At 28.3% G+C, this 20879-nt stretch carries 19 protein-coding genes; 5 read left to right on the top strand and 14 right to left on the bottom strand.

Annotated elements, in window-relative coordinates; all coding sequences use genetic code 11:
- Nucleotides 1-46: 46 nt before the first annotated feature.
- Together LJI21_00150 and LJI21_00145 are read right to left on the bottom strand one after the other, a co-directional pair.
- On the bottom strand, nt 47-1324 hold the full coding sequence (locus tag LJI21_00150) for a serine hydroxymethyltransferase (protein ID WFW29730.1): 1278 nt from the start codon (nt 1322-1324) through the stop codon (nt 47-49).
- A 74-nt stretch (nt 1325-1398) separates the two neighbouring features.
- Nucleotides 1399-2604: an MFS transporter gene (locus LJI21_00145; protein WFW29729.1), complete on the bottom strand. Its 1206-nt coding sequence runs from the start codon at nt 2602-2604 to the stop codon at nt 1399-1401.
- 856 nt (nt 2605-3460) lie between these two features.
- On the opposite strand from LJI21_00145, the gene LJI21_00140 reads away from it, so the two are divergent.
- Complete coding sequence (locus LJI21_00140) at nt 3461-4357, top strand: aspartate carbamoyltransferase catalytic subunit (GenBank protein ID WFW29728.1); 897 nt, start codon at nt 3461-3463, stop codon at nt 4355-4357.
- 828 nt (nt 4358-5185) lie between these two features.
- On the opposite strand, the gene rpoD is transcribed toward LJI21_00140, so the two are convergent.
- From rpoD to LJI21_00100, 8 genes are all read right to left on the bottom strand, one after another.
- Nucleotides 5186-7132, bottom strand: coding sequence for an RNA polymerase sigma factor RpoD (rpoD, locus tag LJI21_00135; GenBank protein WFW29727.1), 1947 nt, complete (start codon nt 7130-7132; stop codon nt 5186-5188).
- A 130-nt stretch (nt 7133-7262) separates the two neighbouring features.
- Nucleotides 7263-7604: a cation:proton antiporter subunit C gene (locus LJI21_00130; protein ID WFW29987.1), complete on the bottom strand. Its 342-nt coding sequence runs from the start codon at nt 7602-7604 to the stop codon at nt 7263-7265.
- Nucleotides 7600-8022: a Na(+)/H(+) antiporter subunit B gene (locus tag LJI21_00125; protein WFW29726.1), complete on the bottom strand. Its 423-nt coding sequence runs from the start codon at nt 8020-8022 to the stop codon at nt 7600-7602. Before LJI21_00125 ends, LJI21_00130 begins: the two co-directional genes overlap by 5 nt.
- The gene (locus LJI21_00120) at nt 8015-8551 is read right to left on the bottom strand and encodes a DUF4040 domain-containing protein (GenBank protein ID WFW29725.1); all 537 of its coding nucleotides are present in this window, start codon (nt 8549-8551) and stop codon (nt 8015-8017) included. The genes LJI21_00125 and LJI21_00120 overlap by 8 nt, the downstream gene beginning before the upstream one ends.
- Before the next feature lies 1 nt (nt 8552).
- Nucleotides 8553-8837, bottom strand: a complete 285-nt coding sequence (locus tag LJI21_00115) for a monovalent cation/H(+) antiporter subunit G (protein ID WFW29986.1) — start codon at nt 8835-8837, stop codon at nt 8553-8555.
- Nucleotides 8838-8845: 8 nt separating this feature from the next.
- Complete coding sequence (locus LJI21_00110) at nt 8846-9106, bottom strand: multiple resistance and pH regulation protein F (MrpF / PhaF) superfamily (GenBank protein WFW29724.1); 261 nt, start codon at nt 9104-9106, stop codon at nt 8846-8848.
- A 44-nt stretch (nt 9107-9150) separates the two neighbouring features.
- Nucleotides 9151-9582, bottom strand: coding sequence for a DNA-directed RNA polymerase subunit omega (rpoZ, locus tag LJI21_00105; GenBank protein ID WFW29723.1), 432 nt, complete (start codon nt 9580-9582; stop codon nt 9151-9153).
- A 113-nt stretch (nt 9583-9695) separates the two neighbouring features.
- Entirely contained in the window at nt 9696-9968 is a 273-nt protein-coding gene (locus LJI21_00100; protein ID WFW29722.1) for a helix-turn-helix domain-containing protein, read from the bottom strand.
- Nucleotides 9969-10396: 428 nt separating this feature from the next.
- On the opposite strand from LJI21_00100, the gene purE reads away from it, so the two are divergent.
- The 4 genes from purE to lpdA all read left to right on the top strand — a co-directional run bounded on the left by purE (nt 10397) and on the right by lpdA (nt 16133).
- Nucleotides 10397-10915 carry a 5-(carboxyamino)imidazole ribonucleotide mutase gene (gene purE, locus LJI21_00095; protein ID WFW29721.1) on the top strand — a complete coding sequence of 173 codons (519 nt, stop codon included), beginning with the start codon at nt 10397-10399 and terminating at the stop codon, nt 10913-10915.
- Nucleotides 10916-11110: 195 nt separating this feature from the next.
- A complete protein-coding gene (gene gyrB / locus LJI21_00090; GenBank protein WFW29720.1) occupies nt 11111-13495 on the top strand; it encodes a DNA topoisomerase (ATP-hydrolyzing) subunit B in 2385 nt (794 codons plus the stop codon).
- Nucleotides 13496-13618: 123 nt separating this feature from the next.
- On the top strand, nt 13619-14740 hold the full coding sequence (locus LJI21_00085; GenBank protein WFW29719.1) for a PQQ-binding-like beta-propeller repeat protein: 1122 nt from the start codon (nt 13619-13621) through the stop codon (nt 14738-14740).
- Nucleotides 14733-16133 (top strand): dihydrolipoyl dehydrogenase, encoded by a 1401-nt coding sequence (gene lpdA / locus LJI21_00080; GenBank protein WFW29718.1) that lies wholly within the window; start codon nt 14733-14735, stop codon nt 16131-16133. Before LJI21_00085 ends, lpdA begins: the two co-directional genes overlap by 8 nt.
- A gap of 1095 nt (nt 16134-17228) precedes the next feature.
- Here lpdA and trxB read toward each other — a convergent pair.
- The 4 genes from trxB to folD all read right to left on the bottom strand — a co-directional run bounded on the left by trxB (nt 17229) and on the right by folD (nt 20876).
- Nucleotides 17229-18182 carry a thioredoxin-disulfide reductase gene (gene trxB / locus LJI21_00075; GenBank protein WFW29717.1) on the bottom strand — a complete coding sequence of 318 codons (954 nt, stop codon included), beginning with the start codon at nt 18180-18182 and terminating at the stop codon, nt 17229-17231.
- Nucleotides 18182-18781 carry a peroxiredoxin gene (locus tag LJI21_00070; GenBank protein ID WFW29716.1) on the bottom strand — a complete coding sequence of 200 codons (600 nt, stop codon included), beginning with the start codon at nt 18779-18781 and terminating at the stop codon, nt 18182-18184. The genes trxB and LJI21_00070 overlap by 1 nt, the downstream gene beginning before the upstream one ends.
- A gap of 363 nt (nt 18782-19144) precedes the next feature.
- The gene (locus LJI21_00065) at nt 19145-19939 is read right to left on the bottom strand and encodes a polysaccharide deacetylase family protein (protein ID WFW29715.1); all 795 of its coding nucleotides are present in this window, start codon (nt 19937-19939) and stop codon (nt 19145-19147) included.
- A gap of 61 nt (nt 19940-20000) precedes the next feature.
- Nucleotides 20001-20876, bottom strand: a complete 876-nt coding sequence (gene folD, locus LJI21_00060) for a bifunctional methylenetetrahydrofolate dehydrogenase/methenyltetrahydrofolate cyclohydrolase FolD (protein WFW29714.1) — start codon at nt 20874-20876, stop codon at nt 20001-20003.
- Nucleotides 20877-20879: the final 3 nt, after the last annotated feature.

Genomic DNA, 20879 nt, shown 5'->3' with positions numbered 1-20879 from the left:
CCCGTATCATAAATTAAATTATTCCCTAACAACATACAACCTTAATTTAATAAATAGAAAAATCATTACAAATCCTTTTAACTTTAACTTTTATTTCTTTCTCTACACTTAAATTAGTTTTGTTAATTAATCCCTGAACTATTTCATTTATTAAAATCGCTATTTCCTTAAAATTTTCTACTTTAAGTCCACGCGTTGTTTCAGCAGCACTACCAAAACGCACTCCTGAGGTAATAGTTGGCCCTTCTGTATCAAACGGTACAGAGTTTTTATTACAAATAATACCAGCTCTTTTAAGACTATCTACAACATCCTTTCCAGTTAATTTTTGTGGTCTCAAATCTACTAATACCATATGAGAATCAGTACCACCAGTTATGATACTTAATCCACTTTCTTGCAAAGTTCTAGCTAATATTTTCGCGTTTTCTATAACATTTTTACTATAAATCTTAAATTCTGGCATCAGTGCTTCTTTAAAAGCAACAGCTTTTGCTGCTACCACATGCATAAAAGGTCCACCTTGTAATCCTGGAAAAACTGCTGACTGAATTTTTTTATATAAAATTTCATCATTTGTCATTATTATACCTCCCCTAGGACCACGCAAAGTTTTATGAGTCGTAGAAGTTACAACATTCGCATATTCAACCGGCGATGGATATTCACCGGCAGCAATGAGCCCTGCGTAATGAGCAATATCAGCAAGCAAATATGCATCAACTTTATCCGCAATTTCTCGAAAACGCCAAAAATTTATTTTTCTTGGATAAGAAGAAGCACCAGCTATAATCAATTTTGGCTTATATTTGCATGCTAATTTCTCTACTTCATCCATATCAAGTAAATGAGTATTCCTATCGACAGTATATTGAACTGATTTAAACCACTTACCAGAAAAATTCGGCATTGCACCATGAGTTAAATGCCCACCACAACTTAAAGATAATCCAAGTATTGTATCACCTGGAGTAAGCAAAGAAGCAAACACCGCCTGGTTTGCTTGAGAACCAGAGTGAGGCTGAACATTTACAAACTTGACATTAAACAATTTACGTAACCTTTCTATAGCAAGATTTTCTATTTCATCAACATACTCACAACCACAATAATATCTCTTCCCAGGATAACCCTCAGCATATTTATTAGTCAAAAAAGATCCTTGAGCCTCCATCACTGCATCACTGACAAAATTTTCTGATGCAATCAGCTGAAGTTGCGATTTTTGTCTGTGCAACTCCTTTTTCATAAATTGATAAATTTCATTATCAAAAAATTCTAAAGTATTTCTATAGCTAGAAGATTTTTTCGAAACACTTATCATAAATTAAATTTCATTTAAATTAATCCACACACAGAAAAAACCTTACACCATAATTTTATACTTTTTAAATAAATTTAAGACCGTTTCTTTAACCAGAAAAACCCAAAAGCAGCAAAAAGTAAACATATAGGAATAATTGATATAGCCTTTATCATCAATTTAATACTATATATAGAATTTTCTTGTACTATCTCATTCCAGGACAAATCTATTATTTTTGCAATTCCAATATGAAAAAAATAACCAAAAATCATAACTATCATATTCGAAACAGCTGTGGCTAAACCCACCAAATTATCATTTACATAACTTATTGCTTTATAAATAGTAATCACTTGATATCCAGATGCAAATCCAATAATAAAAAGAGAAGGTAATGCAATATACAAACTAACTCGCGCAAAAAGTAGAAGAAAACCAATAATCATTGTAAAAGAACATGCAATAATTACTTCGTAATATCTATTTGGGTATTTGTCTAATAAATAAGCCAAAAAAAATACCCCAAACCCCATACCTACAAATATAAAAGAAGAAAAAAAAGATGCTAGATTCCCAGTCATTTGATACATCTCACATAAAAACACCTTTGACCAGCCATCAGCAAAACCTTCTAATGGACCAACCATTAAACCGCTAAAAAAACTTATCAAAATAATATATCTATTAAAAAATACAGATCTCAGATCCTGAAATATATTACTACTCATAGTCTCTTGTATATTATTACTTGGTGTTACTAAAAATAACATTAAAGCAAGAAAACAACCAAACGCTGAAAAGGTACGAATAACATTGTACCAACTAAACTTAGATAATAAAAAATTTAAAGGTAATCCACCATAAACAGCCCCCAATAGTCCTATTATTATAGATAAACTAGCTATCCTTGTGGATTTTTCTTGAGAAAAGTATATATTTGCAATCTTAAAAATTCCAATCGCTGAGGCAGATGATCCAATTCCAACAATTATTCTACCAAGCACTGAATAATACCATTCATTTAAATATACAAGTGGTAACATTCCAATAAATGTTAAAACAATACATATAGGTAGAACAAATTTCGGACCGAATCTATCAAGAAAAAGACCGATAGGTATATGAGCAATAGTATAACCCACATAATATAAGCCGCAAAATTGACCAACATCTGTAATATTTATTTTAAATTTCGCTATCAGCTCAGGTGCGATTATATTTGGAATTACACGTAATATATACTGATATGTATAAAACAAAGACGCTAATAACCATGTCAAACAACCTCTTTGTAACATAAATCTAACTACTTACTTTTATAAAAGTTGAAAACAAACTCTTTATAAACTAATTTCCAAAATTTAACACGGTTAATTAAATTCATAACAAATAAACAACTATACATCAACTAAATTTTTGGTTCTAAAATACAAAGCAATGCTCTAAATAAGAACACATCTAAAGCTAAATAAATATAATAAATAAAACAAAACATATTTTAACAAAATACTTTATTTCGAACAAATAAAACTATATTACATATTATATACTTAAATTTTAAAATCACTAAATTAAAAATAACTAAGTCTTGATAAAGATTCTTAAATCTAAATAGCGAAGTTCTAAACTTGTCGCATTATTCTTATCTTTTAAGATATGTTTTTAATAAGTATTAAGATTTTTAAAATAGCTAACCTTATTAAAATTAGATTTTCACGTCTTAGATTAATATATACTACTACTACTTAACACATTAAATCAAATCTAATTTTGAGGCAATATCAATAAAAATTGAACATCTGTACTCAGTAAAATTTGTATAAATATATTATATAATAAATTTATAAATAGATTATTTAATAAAATTAAACAAAGTTACATAAAACAAATAAAGAAAAATGAATTAAAATTAATTATAATTAAGTATTACAAATAAGTAACATTTTAATATTTTAAGAGAATAAAATTCTGCAACAAATCCTACAATAAAATTGTAAACATAAAAATATTTTTATACCAAAATAAAAATTTTTAGTTTAAACTACTAAAACTTTTCTTTCATAGAAAATTTTCTCTAAATTAGGAAACTAACATATGCAAAATTTGCTAAAAATGATAACTAGATAAAATAATTAACTACAATTACACAAACTAATGAATCTAAAAAAAAATCTACTGAGTGTACAGGATCTTACGATCAGTGATATTGAAAACATAACTAAAATAGCTATTCAGTATCTAAAAAACAAAATAGAAGATAAACATATTTTAAAAAATAAAACCGTAATAAACTTATTTTTTGAATACTCAACACGTACTCTTGCGTCCTTTGAAATAGCGGCAAGAAGTCTTGGTGCAAATGTTATAACCTTACCTATAAAATCTTCTTCTATTGAAAAAGGAGAAAGTTTAAAAGATACAATAAAAACATTAAATGCAATGAATCCAGATTACATAATAATTAGACAAAAAAACAGTGGTATTTTAAACATATTAACAAAATATATTAATTGTTCACTAATTAATGCAGGTGATGGAAGTAACGAACATCCAACTCAAGCCCTTACAGACTATCTTATAATTAGTAATTATAAAAAACAAATGAAAAATATTAAAGTTGTAATATGCGGAGATATTTTGCATAGTAGAGTTGCAAGATCAAATATAAAATTATTAAAAATGTTTAAAGCAAAAATATGCTTAGTTGCACCACCAACTTTAATCTGTAAATATTTTTCTGAAGCAGACTCAACTCATAATTCCTTAGCAGAGGGTATAAAGGATGCAGATGTGATCATGCTTTTGAGACTACAAAAAGAACGCATGAATAACAACTATTTTATCCCTTCAGAAAAAGAATACTTTTATTTATATGGACTTGACTCACAAAAACTATCATATGCAAAACCAAATGCAATAGTCATGCATCCAGGTCCAATAAATAGAGGAATTGAAATAAGCGACGATATAACAGATGTTGTTATTTTACAACAAGTGAAATTCGGACTAGCAATACGCAAAGCAATATTACACTATTATAATTCTTATTAGAAATATTCCATATTTATAACACTTTAAGGAGAGACTTATGCAGCTTCTGAATAAATATATTAAAATAATCCATTCTTTATTTTTTAAAAAGAAAAGACTACTACTAAATAAAATAGAATGAAAAAAGCTTTTTAAACTTATTTTTACTACATAGTAATAAATATAATTATACAGTATTACAATTTAATCTCATTTATCACAACAACTAATACTTAACAAAGTTTTTAATCACGCTACATTGGCTTTCTTTTAATTTTCTATTCTTATTTTAAGAACAACTAAAATTATTCTTACTTACTTTTAAACATGTAAAACTCACCCCTTTCTTTAAAAACTTATTCTATCTCCCCAAGGGGAGAAAAGAAGAGTAAAACACCTCTATACAATTCATCACAATATCCTAAATATAAAAACTAAAATTACACTTCAAATGTACAAATACTCTCACCACAAATTTTATTAAAAATTCTACATTAAATTTTTCCATATCATCTCTCTTGCTTTACTCAATTTTTATATTATCAAATATGGAAAATAATTTAAATTTTAAATTAATTTAAAACTAAAAACATCCATAAAATTATAACAATCTAAAACTGCAATAATCTCTAAAGAAAATTACTTAATTAATCAAAATAAAATAAACATAACCCTTTCTTTTGTAGAGTGTACATTACACACATATATAAAAAAACTTTATAAAAGTTTCTTAATAAATTAAAAACTAAAATTTCAAGCAATAAAACACGCTTATCTTACATTACTTATAATTAATATCTTTCCCTTATCTTCTAAATTAACATATAAATAACTTTCACCTTTTTTTTCTTAAAAAAATCCCCTAAGTTTTCTAGCGCGACTTGGATGCTTTAATTTACGCAACGCTTTTGCTTCTATCTGTCTGATTCTTTCTCGTGTTACATTAAAAATTTTTCCTACTTCTTCTAAAGTATGTTCTTTCCCATCCTTACCAAGACCAAAACGCATTCTAAGAATTCTTTCTTCTTTCGGTGTTAGGGTTGCAAGAACATTAGTTGTAATACCACGTAAATCAGCAAGTATTGCAGCATCTTCTGGTTTTGAAACTCGCTTATCTTCTATGCAGTCTCCAAAAGTACTACTATCATCTTTTCCAGTTGGAGCTTCAAGACTTACAGGATCCCTCGCTATTTTCATAACTTTTTGTATTCTTTCTAATGGCATTCCTAACTCAATACTAAGTTCCTCTAACGTAGGTTCTCTTTCCATCTCATGAGTTAATTTCCTCAATGTCCTATTGATTTTACTAATAATTTCTACCATATGAACTGGTATCCTAACCACTTTAGACTGTTCAGGTATGGCTCTAGTAATCGATTGCCTTACCCACCAAGTTCCATAAGTTGAAAACTTATATCCCCTTTTATAATCAAATTTATCTACAGCCTTCATGAGACCGATGTTACCTTCTTGTATTAAATCAAGTAAAGCAAGACCCCTATTTGAATATTTTTTAGCAATAGAAACAACTAATCTTAAATTAGCTTTAATCATTTCTTGTTTTGCCTCAGAAACCTCTCGTTCATGCTTTTGTATCTTTTTAATCAACTCTTTAAACCAATAAATATCATCTTCACGTATATATTGCTTAATACTATCCACAGAATGGGCTATATAGTTAAAACTACCTTTTATAAACCTTATATAATTGGTTTTTAATTCATTTGTAAAAAAAGATCTATTTTTACTTGCCTCTAAAAAATTCATCTCTTTCAATTCATATCTTAAAAAAATATCGTTGTATATCTTATAAAAATTTTCCCTATCGATTCCATACTTTTTAGCTTCAGAAATCAAACTAGCTTCTTCGAGAACTATAAATTTATTTATATCATAAAGTTTTTGTATAATTTTAGTAACAGCGATATCACTTAATTTAATTTGTAAAGCTATTAACCATATCTGGTTATATAAATCCTCACATCTTGACTTATAAGAAATTTTTTTCCTTAAAATCGACGCTTCGTTTGCTAAAGCAATCATTTCATCTAATGCAACTAAAACTTTTGGCAACAAGTCACTCTCCATCTCGAGAATAGAAACATTTAAACTAACTGAATTTATATCTTCTTCATCACTACTTTCTTGCTCATTACTATTCTTTTTAGCTACTTCATCATTTTCTTTGCGTTCACTATTTTCTCTACCCCCAGAAGAATCCTCAAAATCCTCGATATTTTCCCCACTGTCTTCTTTGTGAATTAAATTAAAATCAGAATTATAAATTGCATCTAAATCTATAATTTCCCTCAACAAAATACTTCCATTACTTAAATCATCACGCCATATTTTTAATACTCTCAATGCTAATGATGTTTCGATTACTGCACGCAACATGCTCTGTTTTTCAGATTCAATTTTTTTTGCTATCTCTATTTCGTCAGTCCTTGATAAAAGTTTTACAGAACTCATATCTTGTAAATAAACTCTTACTGGATCATCATTTTGTAATAAAGAAGTTGTAGTAGTAGCATTTGTTAATGTATCATCCTCATCAAATTTACTATTATCACTATTAGAAGAGGAATCCTCTTCATCTTCGCTGCTTTCTAGAACATTAATACCAGAATCTTGTAATATAGATATAGTATCATCTATAAAATCAGATGAAAAATTTTCATCTGAAAGTTTATCACTTATATCATCAATAGTAACAAAACCACCTTTTCTTATACTTTTAGTCACCAAATCTCTCAAAATTTTCTTTTTACCTTCTATACTGTCAACAATTGACATTCATCACCCCCTCTTAATCTTAACTATAAACCTTAATTTATAAACGAATTTACTTACAATAAACCCCCCGATAAATTCTTAATTATACCTATAAAATGTACTAATTAATTTTATTAAAATAACAATATTATTAATGTTTAATATCTCCTATTATATAATCTTGATTAATTGTTCCATATTTTTCCTCTATTTTTACTGTTAAAGACAATCCAACCGAAAACGTTGCAATTCCAACTACTATTGCAGTAAGTACTAAAACATGCGGCACAGGATTACTGTATAAACAAAAATTTGAAACTAGTATAGGAGGAGAAGAACTTTTTATATACCCCAAAGATATATAAAACAATAAAACAGATGTTTGTAAAACATTTACTCCTATCATTTTCTTGATCAGATTTTTATCACTTATACTAATGTATAAACCTAATACCATTAATACAATGATAACTACATAATTATTATAATTAATCATCATTTCTACTACAAGTAAAGCTTATATATATTATTAACATAGAAGAAAATACAGTTAACATCGTCCCTAATTCCACTAAAAAAATACCAAACTTTTGACTAAGAATACCGTTACTTAATAATACATCATAAGACAAAAAATTTTTGCCGAATAAAACTGTTATAATACCAACTCCCCCATAAATTAAGATACCCAACATATTAACAAACTTAATCATAAAATATGGTATCACTTTTAAAGTTGAAAATATACCAAACAACATTGAATATAACACTATTCCTGTGGTAATAATTATTCCAGCCTGAAATCCCCCACCTGGGATATAGTCCCCGTGAAACTGTATATATAAGGCAAATATGATGATAAAAGGTATCATTAAAAATGATAACACATTCAATACAGGATCTTTAATCATCCTCTTTTTTTTCCTTTTCTTTTTTTAATATTAATGTCACACAAAGTGCCGCAGTAAAAATTACTATAGTTTCTCCAAACGTATCATAACCACGAAAACTTGCTAAAATAGCAGTAACAACATTAGATATACCAACAGCTCTTTTAGTATTTTCTATATAAAAAGGAGCAACGTGCCAATGAATTGGAGCACTATAACTACCAAAATTCGGTAACTCAATGATAAAATACGATAAAAATACAATCAAAAGCAAAACAAAACATAATATTACAGGATTACAAGATAAATTCACTTTATGTTCCCTTATCAAGGAAAGCGCAGCAAACATAAAAACTGTACTTAATCCGGCACCTACTGAAGCTTCAGTAAGCGCAACATCAGGTGCATTCATAATCAAATACAAAAGTGTAACAAGCGAACTAAATACACACATCAAAATCCCACTTGCAATTAAGTGTTTTGAAAAAATTATGGAAACAGTGACTACAAGCAATAAAAAAAGCAATGCCGCATTTAATATCTCTAACATGCTAACTTTTGCTCTTTTTCATATTCACTCTATAATAAGTATGCGCTAGAATATAGCTATTGGTCGAGTTAATCATCCATATTATAAAAATCAGTAAAATCATTTTAATAGTACTAATTGAAAATTTATTTTGTAAAATAAAACCAATCAATAATAATAACGCACCCGCAGAATCTGTCATACTTACTGCCTGCAATCTAGTATAAAAATCCTGAAATCTAATCATACCCATAGTTGAAATAACTATAAAACAAATGCCCAAAAATATGAAAATAAATCCAATCATAAAAATTCTCAAAACAATACTAATCTCATTAATGCAATAACTGATACAAAGCTAATACTAGCATATAAGAGTGCTATATCAAGCAAAAAAAAACTATTTGTAATAATCGATACTGCTACTATGAGTAAAACTACCTGCGTCGAAAAATTATTAAACGCTAACATCTTGTCATAAACACCCCTTAATCCATACACTATACTAAATATCATCACAACAATACAAAGTAACAACACACAAATAGCAACTTGAACTATCATTCCTACTCTCACAAACAAAATCTCACCTACACACCAGTTTCTAATTATTGTTAAGCTTATTTTCTCTCCTCTATATTCTTACTATTTTTATTTTGATCATTAATCTCAGTCTCTATATCATGTTTCCGAATATCAATAAATCCATGACTAAAACTAGAATCTGAATCAAACTTATTATCAGAACCAGAAAAATCTAGAAGCCTTTCTAACTTTTTGCTACTACCACTATATACACCACTACCAATATTTCCTCTCATATATTCTCTACATCTATTTACTAAAAAACTAAATAATTCATAAATATCTACTTGTCCCTCTGCTATTTCGCACAAAGAAATAACAGTATTTTTATGATACTTAAACCTAATCGCCTCAACAGGATTACCCACCCCTGTATTTAAATCACGTGTCCTCTGACTCGCTAACAAAACCAATTTGAAACGATTATTTATATACTCAGTACATTTCTCTATAATAGACTCAGCCACAAATTTCACCTCAATAAATGTGTAATATAAGAATAAAATATCATATCCCTATCAAAGGTCAACTTTTCGTATTCGTTTCTCTTTTTAAAATTCTACTATTTTAGTATTTTATCCTATCCACTTATCTTTATTCCATTCTCCGTAATTATAATTGTTATTTTAAAACCTAATTTTTTGAGAAATCCTAATAATCTCTCCAAAGAAAACCCATCCACCTTACTATTTTTAATTTGCGATATCTTTGGCTGATCAACTCCTAATTCTTCTGCCGCACGAGCCTGAGTCCAACATTTTGCTATTATAAACTCACTAATTACACTAAGTAATCTCTTTTTTATCTCCACAAAACACAAAGTACCATCTAATGATATCGTTACTACTTTCATAAAACCTTTCTATGTATAATCTTTATAATCATTAAAATTCTCAAGTTACAATATAAATTTACTTTCTTAAGAATTAAAGAATAGCACAAAATAATATTAACATTTTAACACTCAAAACTTAAGCCAATATATCAATTACTCCCAAATTTTTATTATTTAAATAAATCTACTTAATATTATAAAACAACATAACCATTAATTACTTAAATATTTATAATAAAAAAATTTAATATTTTATTTACACTGCAAATATTTTTATTTTGCTATAAACTTAATATAAACACTAGTAGGAACAATAAAAACAAAACAGATAGGGGCCAATAAAAATATTCTTATTGCTTTTATATTTCTAAATATCACTTATTTGAGTAACTTTTACAAAACTATTTTATACTATTATTATTATCAATACTACTTTATATTTTAAAATGAAAAAAAATGTTGCTGTAATCATGGGAAGTGAATCAGACTATAGTACTATGTCTTGTTCTATTGATATATTAAAAAACCTAATGATTTCGCATGATGTATTTATAATATCTGCACATAGAACTCCAGAAAGGCTATTCAATTTTGCTAAATCTGCACAAAGCAAAAAATTCAAAGTTATTATAGCCGGTGCAGGGGGGGCAGCCCATTTACCTGGCATGGTAGCGTCTCTCACTCATCTGCCTGTTATTGGTGTTCCTATATATAGAAAACAATTAAATGGATTAGATAGCTTACTATCTATAGTACAAATGCCAAAAGGTGTACCAGTTGCAACAATGTCCATAGGGAAAAATGGAGCATATAATGCCGCTATAACCGCTGCATCTATATTATCAATTTCGGACAACAAAATCGCAAATAGATTAAAAAAATGGAGAGAAAAACAAACAAAAAAAATAAAAGAAAAACCTAATCTTACAAAATTAAATTTAAATAATCAAACCTCCCCCTACTAAATAAAATCTATAAACTCTACTTCCATAAAATGGATGCACAAATTAAAATCTCAAAATCAAAATAAAATATGTAATTACACTATAAAATAAAACAACAAAAATTATTAATGCTACTAAATAACTTTCATAATTTATTTAAAATATTGCTAATCGGGATATACAAATGTAGTATTAAACTATTTAATATATAACTGCATGGAAAATAACTATTATAATGCTGACGCAATAAAAATCTTAAAAGGACTCGAGGCAGTAAAAAAACGCCCAGATATGTATATTGGTAATACTGATGATGGATCAGGCCTACACCATATGATATATGAGGTTATAGATAACGCAATAGATGAATCTTTAGCTGGGTATTGTAATAAAATTGAGATTAATTTAAATAGAGACGGCTCTGTGTCTGTAATCGATAATGGCCGTGGTATTCCAACTGATATTCACGAAGAAGTAGGAATATCAGCAGCAGAAGTAATAATGACCCAATTACATTCAGGCGGAAAATTTGATAATAATACCTACAAAATTTCCGGCGGATTACATGGTGTTGGAGTTTCTGTTGTAAATGCATTATCCAAATGGCTAGAATTAACTATTTGGCGCAATAAAAAAGAATATTTTATTCGTTTTGAAAATGGTAAATCTATTGAACCCCTAAAGATAGTAAACAAAAACTTACATAATAATAAAAGAGGAACCATGGTAACGTTTATGCCATCAATAGAAATTTTCAGTAGAACAAATTTTAATTATTCCATTCTTGAAAACCGTATTAGAGAATTAGCATTTTTAAACTCAAATATTGAAATAACTTTACGTGATCTCCGCAATAAACCACACATAGAATCTAATTTTGATTATAACAAACGATCTCTAAACAATTATGGCACTGCAGACTTTGTACAATTTTTAGATAAGAATAAAACACATGTTACAAATATTGCCACCATTAAAGGTAATGATACAGAAAATCGTAATATTAGCATAGAAGTATCAATGGAATGGAACGATTCGTGTTATGAAAATATGTTATGTTTTACAAATAATGTAAAACAACAAGATGGTGGTACTCATTTAGCAGGATTTAGATCTGCTTTAACTAGATGTATTAATAATTATGCAACTAATGAAGGTTTTTTAAAAAAAGCAAAAGTCAACTTAATTGGAGAAGATATCAGAGAAGGATTAACATGCGTTTTATCTCTTAAAATGCCTAATCCCAAGTTTTCCTCACAAACAAAAGATAAATTAGTAAGCTCTGAAGCACGAACAATTGTAGAAAACATAGTCTCTAGTAAACTAAACACATTACTTGAAACCAATCCAAGATTAGCAACTAGTATAGTAGAAAGAGTCATCAAGTCAGCAAAAGGGAGAGAAGCCGCAAAAAAGGCACGAGAGCTAGTTAAAAACAGAAATACTATTGACGCTCTTGTACTACCTGGAAAACTTGCTGATTGTCAAGAAAAAATTCCTGAATTATCAGAATTATTTATAGTAGAAGGTAACTCTGCAGGTGGCACAGCTAAACAAGGACGTAATCGTAAAACACAAGCAGTACTTGCTTTAATGGGAAAAATTCTAAATGTAGAACGTGTAAGTTTAAATCGAATTTTCTCATCTTCAGAAATTTGCTCTTTAATTACAGCAATTGGTGCTGGAATAGGAAGAGAAAACTTTGATATTAAGAAAATTAAGTATCATAAAATTATTATTATGACAGATGCAGATGTTGACGGTTCACACATAAGAACTTTAATTCTAACTTTCTTTTTCCGTCACATGCGTGAAATAATCGAAAAGGGCTATCTGTATATAGCACAGCCACCTCTTTATAAAATTACAAAGAATTCTAAGGATACTTATATTAAAGATAATGAAACATTTGAAAAGTACATAATAAATTCCGCAATAAAAAAAATAGTACTAAGTGATACGAACAAAGATCTACGCTCCGTTTTAAACAAATGTCTTAATATTTCAAATATTAGTAAAAACTATAACAGAGAAATACCGCAAAACCTATTAGAATCACTACTAATTTTAGGTAAAAAAAATTTCTTATCATCCTCAGATAAAATATTAAAATATTTAAAATTAGTGTACAGTGAATACACTTGGAAAGTGAAAATAGAAGATAAAAAATTATATATTTCTAAATCATTCCAGGGATTAACAGATAAATATATATTCCCACTTAACATGCTTGAAAATAAAGAAATACAAAATATACTAAGTTCTTTTGATGATATAATTAGCTTATTTAACGGTGATTCATTTTTACAAGTGCAAAAAACTAAAATAAAAATTAAATCTCCAAATACACTTGTAAAAACAATAATAGATTATGGTAAGAGAGGTTTAACTCTTCAGAGATTTAAGGGTCTTGGCGAAATGAATGCTGACCAACTTTGGGAAACTACACTTAATCCAGAAACTAGAACTTTACTTAAAGTAGAAATTAATGATTGCAAAGAAGCTGATTCCATATTCTCAATATTAATGGGCAACATAGTCGAACCACGCCGTAATTTTATAAATACTAATGCACTAAACGTATATGAAGTCGATGTTTAGCGCGCTTTTATTCACATATTATTATATTAAATAATATAAACAAAACACATTTTAATTGTAATTATAATACTCCAACCTTATATATTTCATAGATCTTGTTTTATAATATTTCATCATAATATAATGAAGACAATTATTATAATGATAATATCATTGTTATATAACAACTACATAACAGCAAATGAACAAATACCACTAATCGATAAAAAACTATCACAAGGTGATATCGCCCCTATTCTTGTAGAAAATAATATAATTTTAGTAGACAAATATGGCACCTTATACTCTTTTAAAAGAGAGAACCCGAAAATTTTAAATTGGAAATTAAACTTTCCGTATAAAAAAATCTACAATATGAGTCTATCTCATTATAAAAAAACAGTTTTTTTTATAATAAATAACATTTTATTCTCAGTGGATGAAAAAACTGGTAAAATTCAATGGGAAAAAGAACTAAAAGCTCCAGTAAGAGGAAAAGCAATAGCAATAAACAATAAACTATTGCTATTAACCATTGATAACTGCCTATATGCATTCAATATAAAAAATGGAAATTACACCTGGAATTATCAAAATAATGTCAATCCTATTCGAGGTTTATACTCGATATCACCAGTAATTTCTAATAATAAAATTATTGCACCATTCTCAAATGGAGAATTAATAGCTTTTAATGAAAATGGTAAAAAACTATGGAGCCAAAAATTGACTACAAACATTCTAGATACACAATTTACAGATATAACAACTACACCGAAAACATTTGATGATATCTTAATAGTTACAAACAATTCTCATATTTACGGTATAAACGTAAACTTAGGAAAAATTCTATGGTCAAAACAATTGAAAATAAGAAACATGTCAGATATTGTATCATATTACAACCCTTCTGTTTATATAGAAAAACAAGAATCTAAAAAAGTAAAAAAAATAATCTTTACAACTACTAAAGATAATAAAATAATCGGCATTGAAATAGAAAACGGAGAAATAATTTGGAGTTCAGATTTAATAAAAAAAAATATACAATTGCTCGATCCAATCGTACATGCCAACACATTATGGATAACAAGTAATAAAGGATTGATATTTGCCTTTCCTAGATTTGGAAATTTAAAAAAAACAATTGAAATACCAAATGTATTTCGTTATGCTCTAATGTTCACTAAAAATAAAATTTATGTCACAACTAAAAAAAATGGCATTTTTTCTTTAAAAAATATATTTACTTCTTATGACTGATTACTATGACCTAATTGTTATAGGTGGGGGTCCGGGGGGATATAAATGCGCTATTTCTGCCGCGAGATCCGGGCTGAAAGTTGCCTGTATAGATAAAAATAATGTTTTCGGTGGTACATGCTTACGGGTTGGATGTATACCATCCAAAATTTTGCTTCATTCCTCTTACCAATATGTTTATACAAAAAATGATCTATCAAAATTTGGCATAAAAATTAAGGAAATAAATTTTGATCTAGAAAAAATGTTAAAATACAAAGATACCAAAGTTCAAGAACTTGGAAAGGGAATAGAGTATCTGTTTAGTCTTCATAAAATCACTAAAATTAATGGACTTGGAAAAATTATTGCTTTCGATCAAAACGATCTTAAAGTTTTAGTTAAGAACAAAATCTTAAAAACAAAAAATATAGTAATTGCAACAGGTTCTGATGTTAATTCTCTATCATCGATTAATTTTGATGAAAAAAATATAATTTCGTCTACTAGTGCATTATCTCTAAATGAAATACCAAAAAAACTTGTTGTAATTGGAGCTGGTCCAATAGGGCTTGAAATGTCCTCTATATGGAAAAGACTAGGATCCGAAGTAATTGTAATAGAACCTCTTAATAGAATTGCCACAACATTAGATATAGAATTAAGTAAATCCCTTCTTTCTAGCTTACAAAAACAAGGAATAAAATTTTTACTTAATACTAAAATTAAAGAAATAAATCAAAAAGATAGTAGCTCTCTCGTAATAAAAGTTTGTTCTACTCAAGATAGTAACCAAGAAAATATCATAGAAGCAAATAAAGTACTTGTTGCAATAGGTCGAAAACCATATACCGATAATCTTGGTATAGATAATAAAATAAAAAAAGATAATTTTGGTTTTATTAAAGTCAATAATAAATATGAAACCAATATAAAAGGGATATTTGCTATAGGTGATGTAATCGGTGGAATAATGCTTGCTCACAAAGCAGAAGAAGAGGGAATAGCAGTTGCAGAAATAATAACAGGTCATTCATTCCATGTTGACTATAAAACTATACCATCTGTTATCTATACCCATCCAATAGTTTCTTCGATCGGTAAAACCGAAAATGAATTAAAAAATTCAGGCTATGCTTATAAGGTTGGTAAGTGTCAATTTTCCGCAAACGGAAGAGCAAGAATTATTGATGATAACCCCATAGGATATGTAAAAGTGCTAACTTGTAGCATCACTGATACAATACTTGGTGTACATATTATAGGAACATATGCAGACATGTTAATTAATGAAGCAGCAGTTGCAATGGCATACGGTGCTGCAGCAGAAGATATATACAGAATCTGCCACTCTCATCCTGATATAAATGAAGCTTTCCGTGATGCATGCACTGACGCTTTTTTTAAAAAATAAAATATCGATTAATAATAAAACATAAAATACTATAAAATGAACCTCACTTAATTAGTGATTTTACCATTCTTCAAAAAATCTATTTCTAATCCTATTTCTATGTACACACAATCAAATAAAACACTGACTAGATACTATTTATATAACAAAACAACCACACCAATCAAAAAACATAACTAACTCTTTTTTATTATCCCTACAACTAAAATCTTTACAGAGATAAAACAAAATCGAAGACTATCTTTTCTCTTATATTTTTTTAATATTAAATATTATTATTATCTCCCTGCTTAACCCACTCCTATTCTTTGCTATTATAATTTCTAATTTTTTTAGAGAATAAAATCTTCTATATTTTATCATCTTTCCTGAATAAAAAGCCTTATCTTATAATTTTCCATCATAAATAATTCCCTTATAAGCTTAATTTTATAAATTAAATCATCTTCTCTACACAAAAAAATACATAAATTCTCTATATCTCACTTTCCCCATATCTCATATTCCTAAATACATGATGAAAAATTTTATTTTAAAAACTTTTTCTCTCACCTCTTCTTTCTTCTGCAATGAAATTCCCATTTTAAATTACTAAGCTCTGTTCTTCCTAATAAAGGAGATAACAACACATATTTCTCATAACTTCTAATAATCTCCGTATTAATTATTTTAGATAAATTAACTTTTTTAATTACATCTCATAAATACTTTCTACTTCTTAAACAATATTCTCACAATAAAACTCTCACTTCAAAAGTGTAATATAAAACTAATACCTACGACAACCTTACAAATTTATCTTCTTCTAAATAAAACAGCTCATAACCTATTTAAATATCTAAATATAAACCAAAATTTAAAATCTAAACAAATAAAAATTATTATAACAGAGAGCGCATCGAATAAATATCAGGCTGGTGACTTCATAAAAAAACCCTATATAAAATTTTTATTTTACCATACAATTTTCATACACTCTCTTTTACAAAAAACAATACACTACACCTGTAAAAGACATTTTCAAATAAAAATTCCAACTATCCCTTCACACTTTACACAATGAATAAAGTTAGATTTTTATCTACTTTTACTAACTTAAATTCTAATACACTCTAAAAATTTTTCAGCATCAAGAGCAGCCATGCATCCAGTCCCTGCAGCAACTACGGCCTGACGATATACTCTATCCTGAACATCACCTGCAGCAAACACTCCCGCCCTACTGGTTAAAGTTGTTCCGGGTTTTGTTATTATAAAACCATGCCTATCTATTTGAACAAAAGTATTAAAAATTTTTGTATTTGGTACATGCCCAATTGCCATAAATACTCCATCTACCTCTAATTTTTGAACTTCCTCAGTTTTTATTGACTTAATTACAATTCCAGTAACCCTTTTTGGATTTTCTTCTCCAAGAATCTGTTCTACAACATGATCCCAAATTATTTTTACTTTCTTATTGCTAAAAAGTCTATCTTGTATTATTTTTTCCGCTCTTAATTTACTACGTCTATGTATCAATATAACTTCACTAGCAAACCTAGTTAAAAACATCGCCTCTTCAACTGCAGAATTTCCGCCACCAACAACAGTTACAACTTTATTCATAAAAAATGCACCGTCACAAGTCGCGCATGCTGAAACTCCATAACCAATAAATCTCTCTTCGCTTTCCAAGCCAAGCCATTTTGCTTGCGCTCCAGATGCAATAATTATTGCATCTGAATAATAATCATTATTCATACCAAAAGATACAAACCTATACTCATCATAGCTCTTAAGCTGTTTGACGCTCTTTATCTCATCATAAATAATTCTCGTTCCATATTTCTCCGCATGTATTTTTTTTTGCTTCATCAATTCCGGACCACTTACCGAAAAAAAACCAGGATAATTTTCAACATCCGTAGCAATCATGAGCTGACCACCAGGCTGAACTCCGGTAACCATAACTGGCTCTAAGTTTGCTCGTGCTGCATATATAGCAGCAGAGCAACCCGCTACTCCAGATCCAATAATAAGAACTTTTGTATTAATAACTTGTCCCATTATAACTGTTCATTATACGAATTTAGGTAATCTATTACTCCTTCATCGCTTGCTTGCATTGCCGGTTTACCTTTCCTCCATCCAGCAGGACATACTTCGCCACACTCTTTATTATGTTTAATTGCATCGATTATTCTAATAAACTCATCAATATTACGCCCTAAAGGTAAATCATTCACCGATTGATGACGTATAATAAACTGATCATCAATAATAAAAGTTGCTCTTAAGGATACTGAATCATCATATAATACTCCATAATCCTTCGATATAGACTTTTTAATATCAGATACTAAAGTATAACTAATCTCTCCGATTCCACCATCACTAACCTTAGTTTCCCTCCATTTATGATGCGAAAACTTAGAATCTACACTTACCCCTATAACTTCAACATTGCGCCTTGAAAAATCCTCTATTTTGTTACTAAATGATATCAATTCAGTTGGACATACAAAAGTAAAATCAAGTGGATAGAAAAAAAGTACTGCATACTTTCTTTTTATACACTCACTTAAACAAAAACAATCAACCATCTTCCCATCAGAAAGAACAGCAGGAGCTGTAAAATCAACAGCGGATTTTGTAACAAGATTCATAACTTTTACCCATTAAAACAGACATAATTATATACTTTAACAAAAGTTAAATGCAAGTTTTCTTTAATTCTACTCCTAATAATTAATTAATCTAAAAACTTTTACGCATAATCTTTTTTTACACACTTAAGATTCCTTCTCAAGCATCCACAAAATAACAATCAAACTCCTATCCATAAATTCTAAAAAAAAATAAATTTAAAAATTTATTGATAAATTCCATCTCATTACACATTAAATCAAAAAATAAAATATTATTAGGTATTATAAAATAATAAGCCAATTCCAAACAAAAAACATACAAATTTTTTCAAAGAATAAATTATAAAATTAACGTAATAAAATTATTAAACTATAAACAAACTAAGATTGTGTATTTTTATTTAAAATATTCTTAGTTCTCATTACATCACAAACTTTATCTTCCCACTCACTTAAAGTGACAAACTTATAGCCCAATTTCTTTAAAATCTTAATAATTTGAGGTAAGGCCTTAATAGTATTTGATTTATTATTATGATCATGAAATAATACGATCGCCCCATTATGCATATTATTCACAACTCTTTCAATTAAAACTTCCGGTTCATCACCTCTCCAATCCAAAGAATCAACCGTCCATAATATGGAGTGCATGTCCAACAAATTAATATTTTCAATTAAACTATCATTATAGCATCCATACGGTGGACGAAACCATTTTACATTCTGTTTTGTTATATTCTTAATTTTCATGCTTGTTTTCTCTAATTCCTGTAATTGCTCTTTTCTCGAAAGAAATATTAATTTCCTATGCGACCAAGAATGATTACCTAACTCATGGCCTGCACCATGAATTATTCTCAATATCTTAGATGTATTCTCATTTATATATTTGCCAAGAAGAAAAAATGTTACTTTTATTTTATATTTTTCTAAAATAGAAAAAATATCACTTATCTTATTGTTAGACGGTCCATCATCAAATGTAAGCGCAACAAATTTATCATTTTTATTCAATAACTTCTTTATATCATTCAGATTCTTATACGATAAATCTAAATCGCAACTAAGTCCACGATACGATAAATTAAAATTACAACTACTAAAAACAATCGTAGTCGGATATAAAAAAATAAAAATCATTACTACCCATTTCTTTAAACCTGTATTTTTCACGCCTTTTATATTGTCTTAATTAATACTACTTTATTTTATCTCAATAACACCTCCTAATCCCCTACCACCTAAAATTAAAAACACTAATTTTATTTTGTATACAAGTAGCAATAAAAGTATTTTTCATTAAAAATACAACCGTCATTGGGCCAACACCTCCTGGTACAGGAGTAATAGCTTTAACTTTCTCTCTTACTGCGTTAAAATCAACATCACCTGTAAATCCACGATCATTTATATTAATACCAACATCAATCACTATTGCACCATCCTTTACCCAGTCTTTTTTAATAAAATTTGATTTTCCAACCGCTACAACCAATATATCTGCTTTAGAAGAATGTTCTACTAAATCTTTGCTTTTTGAATGTAAAACAGTAACAGTGCAATTTTCTTGCAACAATAAATGGAACATTGGTTTACCTACAATATTTGATCTTCCAATAACAACTGCATTTTTACCTGAAAGATTACTTTCAACTAATTTAATTAAATGCAAAGAACCACTAGGGGTACATGGTATAAAGCAATTTTTTTCACCCTTAATTAACCTACCAACATTCTCATCATGAAAACCATCTACATCTTTTTCAACTTTTATTGAATTTAATACTCTACTTACTTCAATATGTCTAGGCAAAGGTAATTGTACCAAAATTCCATGCACAAACAAATCTTCATTCAACTCACTAATTTTCGTGATTAACTCATCTTCTGAAGTATTAGAAGGTAAAATAATAGTCTCGGAACTTATACCTACTGATTCTGCTCTTTTTTGTTTATTATAAACATAAACCTTACTTACTGGATTATCGCCAACAAGAATTACTTTTAAACAAGGAAAAATATTATATTTATCCTTCAAATTATCTACTTTCTGTGATAACTTCTTACATAAATCATTTGCTATTTTCCTACCATCAATGATAATTGACATTTA

This window comes from Wolbachia endosymbiont of Menacanthus eurysternus (genome assembly GCA_029715105.1).
Lineage (GTDB): Bacteria > Pseudomonadota > Alphaproteobacteria > Rickettsiales > Anaplasmataceae > Wolbachia.
The sequence above is the reverse complement of the archived record's forward strand: the minus strand, read 5'-3'. Positions and strand labels throughout refer to the sequence as shown.